General features: G+C 56.2%; 1 pseudogene. It reads left to right on the forward strand.

What is annotated here, in order from left to right:
- Positions 1–213 precede the first annotated feature (213 nt).
- A pseudogene (locus JMV15_RS27935) lies at positions 214–464 on the forward strand (hypothetical protein); the annotation flags it as partial.

Below are 464 nucleotides of genomic sequence, written 5' to 3' on the forward strand. Positions count from 1 at the left end.
GTTCTCCATGCAGACCAACGCAGACGCACCGACCCACGCAGGTAATTAGCTGGGCGCCGGCCTTCTCGCCAGCGAGCCATACTCGCACCCGGCCCCAGGCACATTCCTGCATCACCGCTACAACATGAAATCCACCCGCGACGTGTACGGCGGCATGTGGGCTGATTACACCGTGCTGATTCTTCGGCACCAGCGCGTTCCGGATGCTGACTGATGGCAATGCGAACAAAGATCAGCCCTCAGCCACTGGTGGTGCTGGTGATGCTTTATGGATTGCTGGGCGCCAGGTTCGTGCGAGTTCATCACTTGGCTTTTTCGTCTTGTGCTGAGGCGGTCCACGCCTTATCCGTGAAAATTCCTGGTTTCATGCGATTCCTGAGTCTCTCCTATGTGTCCGGCTTGCTTTACGCCGTTTTGCTAGGAATGCAAACCCTTTCGGAAAACGATTTAGCTATCTGCCAGGC

Source organism: Pseudomonas paracarnis (assembly GCF_904063055.1).
Taxonomy (GTDB): Bacteria; Pseudomonadota; Gammaproteobacteria; order Pseudomonadales; family Pseudomonadaceae; genus Aquipseudomonas; species Aquipseudomonas paracarnis.